The organism is Streptomyces sp. NPDC058964, assembly GCF_042741275.1.
Classification (GTDB): Bacteria; Actinomycetota; Actinomycetes; order Streptomycetales; family Streptomycetaceae; genus Streptomyces.
Genome location: NZ_JBHYKH010000100.1, coordinates 1 through 7,732, shown reverse-complemented (window position 1 = coordinate 7,732; position 7,732 = coordinate 1). Strand labels below are relative to the sequence as shown.

Annotated in this window: 5 protein-coding genes; 1 reads left to right on the top strand and 4 read right to left on the bottom strand. The window is 69.6% G+C overall.

From position 1 onward, the window contains the following. The 4 genes from ACFW2E_RS15290 to ACFW2E_RS15275 all read right to left on the bottom strand — a co-directional run. Window positions 1-599: class I SAM-dependent methyltransferase (locus ACFW2E_RS15290; protein ID WP_384466496.1), on the bottom strand; the 599-nt coding region annotated here is incomplete at its 3' end. Between the two features lie 29 nt (window positions 600-628). After that, on the bottom strand, window positions 629-769 hold the full coding sequence (locus tag ACFW2E_RS15285) for a hypothetical protein (RefSeq protein ID WP_384466495.1): 141 nt from the start codon (window positions 767-769) through the stop codon (window positions 629-631). 312 nt (window positions 770-1,081) lie between these two features. After that, window positions 1,082-3,997 (bottom strand): BTAD domain-containing putative transcriptional regulator, encoded by a 2,916-nt coding sequence (locus ACFW2E_RS15280; protein WP_384466493.1) that lies wholly within the window; start codon window positions 3,995-3,997, stop codon window positions 1,082-1,084. A 402-nt stretch (window positions 3,998-4,399) separates the two neighbouring features. After that, window positions 4,400-5,368 (bottom strand): GlxA family transcriptional regulator, encoded by a 969-nt coding sequence (locus tag ACFW2E_RS15275; RefSeq protein WP_384466491.1) that lies wholly within the window; start codon window positions 5,366-5,368, stop codon window positions 4,400-4,402. 684 nt (window positions 5,369-6,052) lie between these two features. Between ACFW2E_RS15275 and ACFW2E_RS15270 the strand changes: the two genes are divergently transcribed. Next, window positions 6,053-7,732, top strand: a 1,680-nt coding sequence (locus ACFW2E_RS15270; protein ID WP_384466489.1) for an AAA family ATPase, incomplete at its 3' end; no start/stop codon positions are given.

The following is a 7,732-nucleotide window of genomic DNA, read 5'->3' as shown; positions in this document are numbered from 1 at the left end:
TCTTGGTGCAGAAATGTGTTCAGATCATCCGCCGTGTGGTAGAACTCCTCGAATCGGAACGCTCGGTTTCGTGTCACGACGAAGCCCGCGTCGGAGAGTTCCCGGGCGACCTCGTCCGCCAAGGGCCTGCCGTTCCAGCCGTCGAAATTCTGGCCGCGGCCGAACGTCTCCTTCAGTTCGCGCGCGTCCTGCTCCCCGATCCCCATGTACATCACGACCCCACCGGGGCGCAACACCCGCTCGAACTCGCCGGCGATCAGCGGACCGCGGCGGGAGGTGACCACATCGGCGTATCCGTCGGGCAGCCCCGTGTGCGCGGCGTCACGCAGCTCGAACGTGACATGCGACAGACCTGCCTCGGCTCGATACCGCGCGGCGCACTCCAGCATCGACGGCGACAGGTCGATCCCGGTCACGGCGCCGTACGGTCGTGAGATGCGCAACAGGCTGCGCCCGTCGGCACAGCCGACATCCAGCAGTCGGGCCTGTGGCGTTCCCAGTGCGGTCGCCAGTTCGTCGAAGACGGCGTCCGGGCGGCCGTCGGCGAACACGTCGGTGCTGCGCGCATCGCTGAAGTAGCCGCCGAACCGCTCGGCCACCCGGGAGTAGAACTCCGTGTCCATCGTCATCAGTCGTGCACCTCCCGCTGGGCCACGGTCGAGAAGAGGCTCCGGTGCGCACGCACCGGTTCCCTCGTGCCGCGCTGAGATTCGGTATCCGGGACGCCGAACGCGGCGGGTGTCACCGTGTCCCGGGTCACTTCAGTCATTGGGACCACTCCTTGAGGGCTGTCCCCCCCGAAGGGGCGCCGAGGTCGGCAGGACCCACTTTCCGGTGCCGCCCTATCGGCACGGCATCACGGCACATCCACGGCATGGACGGGGCCGGGATAGGGCCGTGATAGCGCGATCATGCGGCCGCGATGGGCACCTGGTTCACGCTGGTGTCAGCGACGCCCGGACGGACTGCCGAACGGGTCGCGGAGGAAGGAGAACCGAGATGGCCATCACGAAGTCGCCGGCCGGCGAGGCACCCGCCGTCAACACGCCGTGGACGTGAGGGATCTGTCTGCCTTCTGGGGTCAGCCGACGGACGTCATGGGCCTGCCCAGGATGGCAACGATGTCGGACCGCACGGCGGCGGCCCCGCCGTGGTCCAGGATCCGCTCCCGGATCTTGGCCGATCGCGAGTAGTACTGGACGGCCTGTTCCCTTCGGTGTAGGTGGGCGTTGACTCGGCCGAGGTCGTGCAGCACGTACCCCTCTCCGACCAGGTCACCGCTCGCCCTGACCATGGCGAGGACCTCGAGCAGGGTTTGTTCCGCGGCCTCGTAGCGTTGCTGGTACGTCAGCATCTGGCCCAGCCGCCGCAGTACGAGGGCCTGGCCCCGGTCGAAGCCGGCCGACCGGCAGATGCCGAGGGCTTCGTCGAGATGGGAACGGGTTCGCGTGAAGTCCGCTCGCCGCATCGTGATGTGTGCCATCTCGCCGAGCACGTACGCCCGGCCGATCGCGTCCCGCGTCCGCAGGAAGCTGCGCTCGGCGCTCGTGTAGAGGGCCAGTGCCCGATCGTCGTCACCGCGGTGTCGCTCGATGCGTGCCAGGTCGCGCAGGCACAGCGCCTGACCACGCACCTCTCCGATCCGCTCGAAGATTTCCAGAGCGGTGCTGAGGTAAGGGACCGCCGCTTCGTGTTCGCCCCGGTACAGGTGCAGGGCCCCGAGTGAGCCGAGTACCGCCGCCTGGCCTCGTTCGTTGCCTGCCTCTTGCACCGCGGTGAGCGCCACCTGGTGGGTGCGCTCCCAGAGTTCGGGATAGCCGCGCGCCTCGAAGAGTGTCACCAGGGTCGTGGCCAGCTCCCAGCAAGATTCGTGCAGGCCCGACCTGGCCGCCAGCTCGACCGCGTTCAGCAGGTTGGTCTGCTCGCTCTCCAGCCACCCGAGCGGGTCGCGCAGGCACCGCTGGACATGGCTTTCCGACGGATACCATCGTTCGCCCCGGCCCGCCACGATGGTGTACGTACCGCCGTAGACCTCTCTGTGCGCCCTCTCCGCGAGCGCCATCCAGCCACCGACCATGCGCCGCACCGCTCCGGCGCGATCCGCCTCCGAAATCTCTGTGGGCAGTCGTTCGTGCGCGAACATCCTCACGATCTGCGACAGTCCGCAGCGGAACTCCCCGCCCTGATCCATGCCGGTGATGTCGAGGAGCCGCATGTCGAGGAGCGGTTCCAGCAGGTCGGTGGAGTGCGGCGTGCGGTCGTCGACGAGGGCGGCACCCAGCCAGCTCGGGATCTCCGTCCCCTCGGCCAGGCTGAGCAGACACAACAGGCGACGGTCGGCCGCCGCCAGACTGTCGTAGCTGAGCGAAAGACTTGCCCGGATCGACAGTTCGCCGTGTGCCAGCTCGTCCAGTCGGCGGTGCTCGTTCTCCAGCCGGTGCGCCATGGAGGTCAGCGACCAGTGCGGGCGCGCGGCCAGGCGGGCGCCGATGATCCGCAGCGCGAGGGGCAGCCCGCCCACCAGATGTATGAGGACCCGCGCCGCCTCCGGCTCGCTCTCCACCCGGTGCTCTCCTATGATCCGCCCCAGGAGTTGGACGGCCTGTTCCGAGCTCAGTGGTTCCACGCCGAATCGGCGTGCGCCCGGCAACGCCGTGAGCCGGCCGCGACTGGTGACCAGCACGCCGCTGCTGCTGGTTCCGGGCAGCAGGGGCATCACCTGCGACTCGCTCACCGCGTCGTCCAGCAGCACCAGGGTCCTGCGACCGGCCAGCAGACTTCGGTACATCTCCGCGCGCTCGTCGAGTGCATCGGGTATGGCCTGGCCCGGCACGCCCAGCGCCCGGAGGTATCGCCCCAACGCCTCCGCGGGGCCCACCGGTTGTCCGCCCGGCCCGCGGAGGTCGCAGTAGAGCTGTCCGTCCGGGAAGTGCTCGGTCGCCACTCGGTGCGCCACGTGCCTGGCCAACGTGCTTTTGCCGACACCAGGTCCGCCGAGCACCAGGACCACGTTCAGTTGCCCCTTGTCGTGCCCCTCGGTGACGGCGTCGCAGACCGCTGAAACGAACCTGTCGTTGGCCACGAGGTCGCCGGTGTCGGCGGGAAGTTGCCTCGGGATCACGACCGGGTCAAGATCGGGGCTCCGTTCCTGGGCCGCCGCGGAGAACGGCGTCGCCACAACAGGACGCGGTTCGGCCGGCTCGGCCAGAACCAGGTCGGCGTCGTGGGTCAGGATCGCCTGTGCCAGGTCGCGAAGTTCCCGCCCCGGGTCCAGGCCCAGTTCCTCGATGAGGATCGCACGGCCCTGGTGGTAGACGTCCAGCGCCTCCACCTGCCGGCCCGAACGGTACAACGCCACCATGAGGTGACTTCGCAGCCGCTCACGCAGGGGATGGCAGGCGACAAGCTGCATCAGTTCGCCGACCAGGTGCTCGTGACGTCCGAGTTCCAGTAACAGCCGCATGCAGGTCTCCACCGCCTCCAGGCGCCTCTCGTCCCACTGAGCCGCCGTACCGGCCAGGACCTCGCTGGGTACACCGGCCAGGCACCGCCCCCGCCACAGGCCTGTCGCCGAGCGAAGCTTTTCGACCGCGGGCATCTTCAGACCGTCACGGGCCAGGGCATGCGCCTCAGCCACCAGGCGACGGAAACCGCCGATGTCGGTCGCGTCCTCCGGCGCCTTCAGCGCGTAGCCGCGAGGGCGGGTTTCGATGGTGGCGTCAACGCCCCCTTCCGCAAGTGCCTTCCGGAGCCGGGAGATACAGATCTGCACCTGGGCCCGTGCGGTCTTCGGCGGATCCTGATCCCAGATGAAGTCGACCAGACGGGTCGTTTCCACCACCCGGTTCAGTTCGAGCAGCAGCGCCCCGAGGACGACCTCTTGACGCCCCGGAGCCACGGGGACGATCCCCCGCTCGCCGCTCACCTCGATCGGACCGAGGACACGGAAGGGAGCTGCCGCCCCGACGGTGCTGTTGTTATCTGATGAGATTGTCATACATGTCCTGCTTCTGTGGTCTCAGCCAGGCGGCGCGTCCGGCTTCCCAGCGGGTCGGAACTCGTACCGGCCTGGCTGCTCAGCCGTATCCGTCGGCTGCGTCGCCGAGCACCTTCGAGAGCTCGGCCGAGCACGTGGATGGCGGGTGAAAGGGTGCGGTGTGCGCGGCTGCACGTCGCCGAGGCCGTGGTGTGCCGCGTCGCTGATCCGGAATGTGCGCTCCAGGTTGCTGTATCTCGTGCCGGCGCCTGCCGTGGGCTTGCCGTCACACGACCAGGGCGGCGGCCCGGCCGGCGGTCGACCGAGACGGTTGTCGCCGACCCGCGTCGTCCGAGGGCGTCCAAGGAGACGCGCCGGTTGCACCGAGGCTCGTCACTGCGACGGCCAGGCGCGGGCGCTTCTTCACCCTGTTCTGGAGAAGTGGTGGCGGTACTGCCCGGGTGTGACGCCCAGGGCGTGCTTGAAGCGGCGGTGCAGGGTCTCGGCGAAGCCGAAGCCGCAGAGCCGGGCGATCGCATCGATGGTGGTGTCCGTCGTCTCCAGAAGAGCCCGGGCGGCCTCGATGCGGACGGTCTCCACATAGGCGGCCGGGGTGAGTCCGGTCTCGGCGCGGAAGACCCGGGTGAAGTTGCGCTCGCTCATCCCGGCCCGATCGGCCAGCATCCGGACGGTCAGATCGTCGGCCAGGTGGTCGGTGACCCATGCCTGCACGTCCCGCAGCGGCTTGCGCGTGGGCCGCTGCGCGGCGAGCTGGGTGCTGCACTGTGCTTGACCGCCCGGACGTTGGACGAACATCACCAGCATGCGCGCGACGGCTCGGGAGACCTCGGGCCCGTGGTCCTCCTCGACCATGGCGAGCGCCAGATCCATCCCCGCCGTGATGCCAGCGGAGGTCCACACCGGCCCGTCGTGTACGAAGATCTGCTTCGGGGCGACCGTGACGCCCGGGTGCTCCCGGGCCAGCCTTTCGCAGGCCGCCCAGTGCGTCACCGCGCGCCGCCCGTCGAGCAGCCCGGCCCGCGCGAGCAGGAACGCGCCCGTACATACGGAGGCGACCCGCCGGGCCCGGCCGGCCGCTTCCCTCAGCCAGCCGACGAGCTCTTCGTCGTCCGCCGCCTCACGATCGCCCGGTCCGCCGACGACCACGAGCGTGTCCAGCGGTCCCTCACACTGTCGGACGCCGCTGCAGGCCGCCACGTCGATTCCGTGACAGGCGCGCACGACTCCGGCCCGGCCCGCGACGATCTCGACGGCGTAGCCCTCCCCCTCGGGCACCCACCGTTCCGTCTGCGCGAACACCTCATGCGGTCCCGCCAGATCCAGCACCTGGAACTGCGGAAAGACAACGAAGACGACGCGCCGTTGTGTCATCCGATCATCCTTGTCCGCCCCGCCATTTGGCGGCAAGGACACAAAGCTGACGATCCCCGCCATACGGCCGGTTCCAGGTTTCGCCTTCGGCGGGTACGGCTGCCGGCAGCGGGGCAGGTGCGCCGCTCTGGGACAGGCGCCGGTCGGTCCCGGCGGCAGGGGCATGTTGTGGAGAGGGCATCGCTGTCCTGCACGGGTCACCCCGACGCCGTGAAGGTCATCGCCCCGCGTGTGTGTCTGCGCCTCCGGTTCCTCCTGGAGGTACGACAGATTTGTCCGGCATCTCGGCTGACGCTCCATCACTGCACGGACATGCCCCGCCACGTGAACCCGCGGCACGGCAGTGCCGTGTGCCGTACCGGTGTGTGTCATCCGGATTGAGTTGAGCACCCTGTCTCCCTGTCTGCGAGCCCGCCGCTTCTGTGCGGTCAGAGGCGGGCGGCGCTTGTTCACCCTCATGTGACCCTCGTGACCAGCGCAATCGTGGAGCACCACGACACAGACCACGAGATCGGCAGACCGGACCCACGACACCGGGAACGTGATGGCACAAGCGACATTCCGGTTCCGCCGCACGAGTGCGCGATCATGGTGGTTCTTCTCACGGTGCGGGCCACGAGACCGATGCCGGACGCACGCCGTCCTCGTCCATGAGGACGCTCACGTCCACACAAGGAGGCAGGGATGTCCCGAACGGCATGTGCACCACGGGAAGCGGCACGGCTGCTGGCCGCCGCGGCCGAGCGCGCTCGTGCGGGCACCGGCCGTCTGGTCCTGCTGCGCGGCGCCACCGGCACGGGCCGCACCACGGTCCTGGAGTCCGCCGCCGAGGACGCCGCCGCCCGCGGTATGCAGGTGCTGCGTGCCCGTTGCTCCGCCGGCGACTCCGCGTTCCCGTTCGCCGCGATCCTTCAGCTCTTCTGCCTCGGAGCCGAGTTACCCGATCCGGCATGGGATGGCGATGAACGCACGATCGGCGCCAGGCTGCGGAAGGTGCTGCGCTCGCACGCCGAGCAGTCGCCGCTGCTGATCACCGTGGACGATGTGCACCTGGCTGACGCTGCGTCCCGCCGCTGGCTGGTGGAGTCCGCCCGGCTTATGGACCGGCTGCCGATCGTTCTGGCGGTCACCGAGCGCAGCCAGTACGACGTCGAGCCGCCCGCACAAAGCCTCGCCCACGGTCTCTCTCCTGCCCTGGCCACAACTCACACCCTGACCCCGCTGTCCCGCAAGTCGGCGGTGGCAGAGATCCGTTCGGCCTTCCCCGACGCGGACGACTCCTGGATCGAGGACTGTGCGCGGGCCGGGGCGGGCAACCCCCTGCTCTTGCGCGCCCTGCTGGACGACCTCTCCGACGGCAGTCACCCGGTCGTGCCGGACACCTCGGCCGCGTTGTACCCGGGAGCGTTCTCGGCGGCCGTCCAGTGGTGGCTGGACTGTGCCGGGCCAGGTACCGCGGAGGTGGCACGGACACTGGCGATCCTGGACGAGGGCTGGGACCACGGCCCCGCGCCCAGCGCGGGGTTCCCCGTCCTCCACATCCCCTCGCTCCTCTCCGAACTGACCGGCGCCGACCCGACCCGCGTCGCGGGATGGATCACCGCGATGACCGGCCTCGGCCTGCTCCGCCCCGATGGCATCGGCCGCGCCCGCTATGCGCATCCGCTGCTGAGGGACGCCATACTCACCGGCGTGCCCGCGGCCCGGCGGCGCGCCGCCCACCGCACGACCGCCGAGTCGATGCTGCACCGCGGTGTCGCGAGCGAGATCGTCGCCCGTCAACTGCTGCTCACCGACACGGTGGACGCGCCCTGGGTGCTGCCGGTGTTCGAGGAGGCCGCGTCGCTGGCGTTACGGGAGGGGCAGATCGAGGACGCGGCGGCCTTCCTGCGCCGCGCTCTGGACGAACCTCTCTCCGATGAGGGCCGACAACGCCTGCTGACCGAACTGGGCTCACTGGAGTACGCGGTACCGGGCTCCTCGGCCGCGATCCTGAGGCTCACCGAGGCGCTGCGGCTGCCGGGGCCGCCACAAGAACGAGTGCGCGCCGCAGTCGCTCTCGGGACGGCGCTGACCGGCCGTGGCAGGACCCGCGCAGGCGTCGAGGTGCTGCGCTCGCTGTACGACGCGCTCGCCGACCGACCCGACCTGATACGCATCCTGCGCCAGGCGTTCCTGCAACTGTCCGACAAGGAACTGCTGGTGCGGCAGGAGGCGTACAAACGGCTGGTGGAGACTGCCGAGCGCTCGCCGGATTCGATCAGCCCGGCCGGTCACGCGTTCCTGGTCAAATACGCGGTCATGGCGGGTCTGAGCTCGGCGAAGGACGCGATGCTACACCAGCGGGGTCTGCTGGCGGAGCCG

What these genes read in the sequence shown, in the direction of transcription:
- ACFW2E_RS15285 (WP_384466495.1), bottom strand. Translation starts at nt 769, where the DNA reads ATGACTGAAGTGACCCGGGACACGGTGACACCCGCCGCGTTCGGCGTC.
- ACFW2E_RS15280 (WP_384466493.1), bottom strand. Translation starts at nt 3,997, where the DNA reads ATGACAATCTCATCAGATAACAACAGCACCGTCGGGGCGGCAGCTCCC.
- ACFW2E_RS15275 (WP_384466491.1), bottom strand. Translation starts at nt 5,368, where the DNA reads ATGACACAACGGCGCGTCGTCTTCGTTGTCTTTCCGCAGTTCCAGGTG.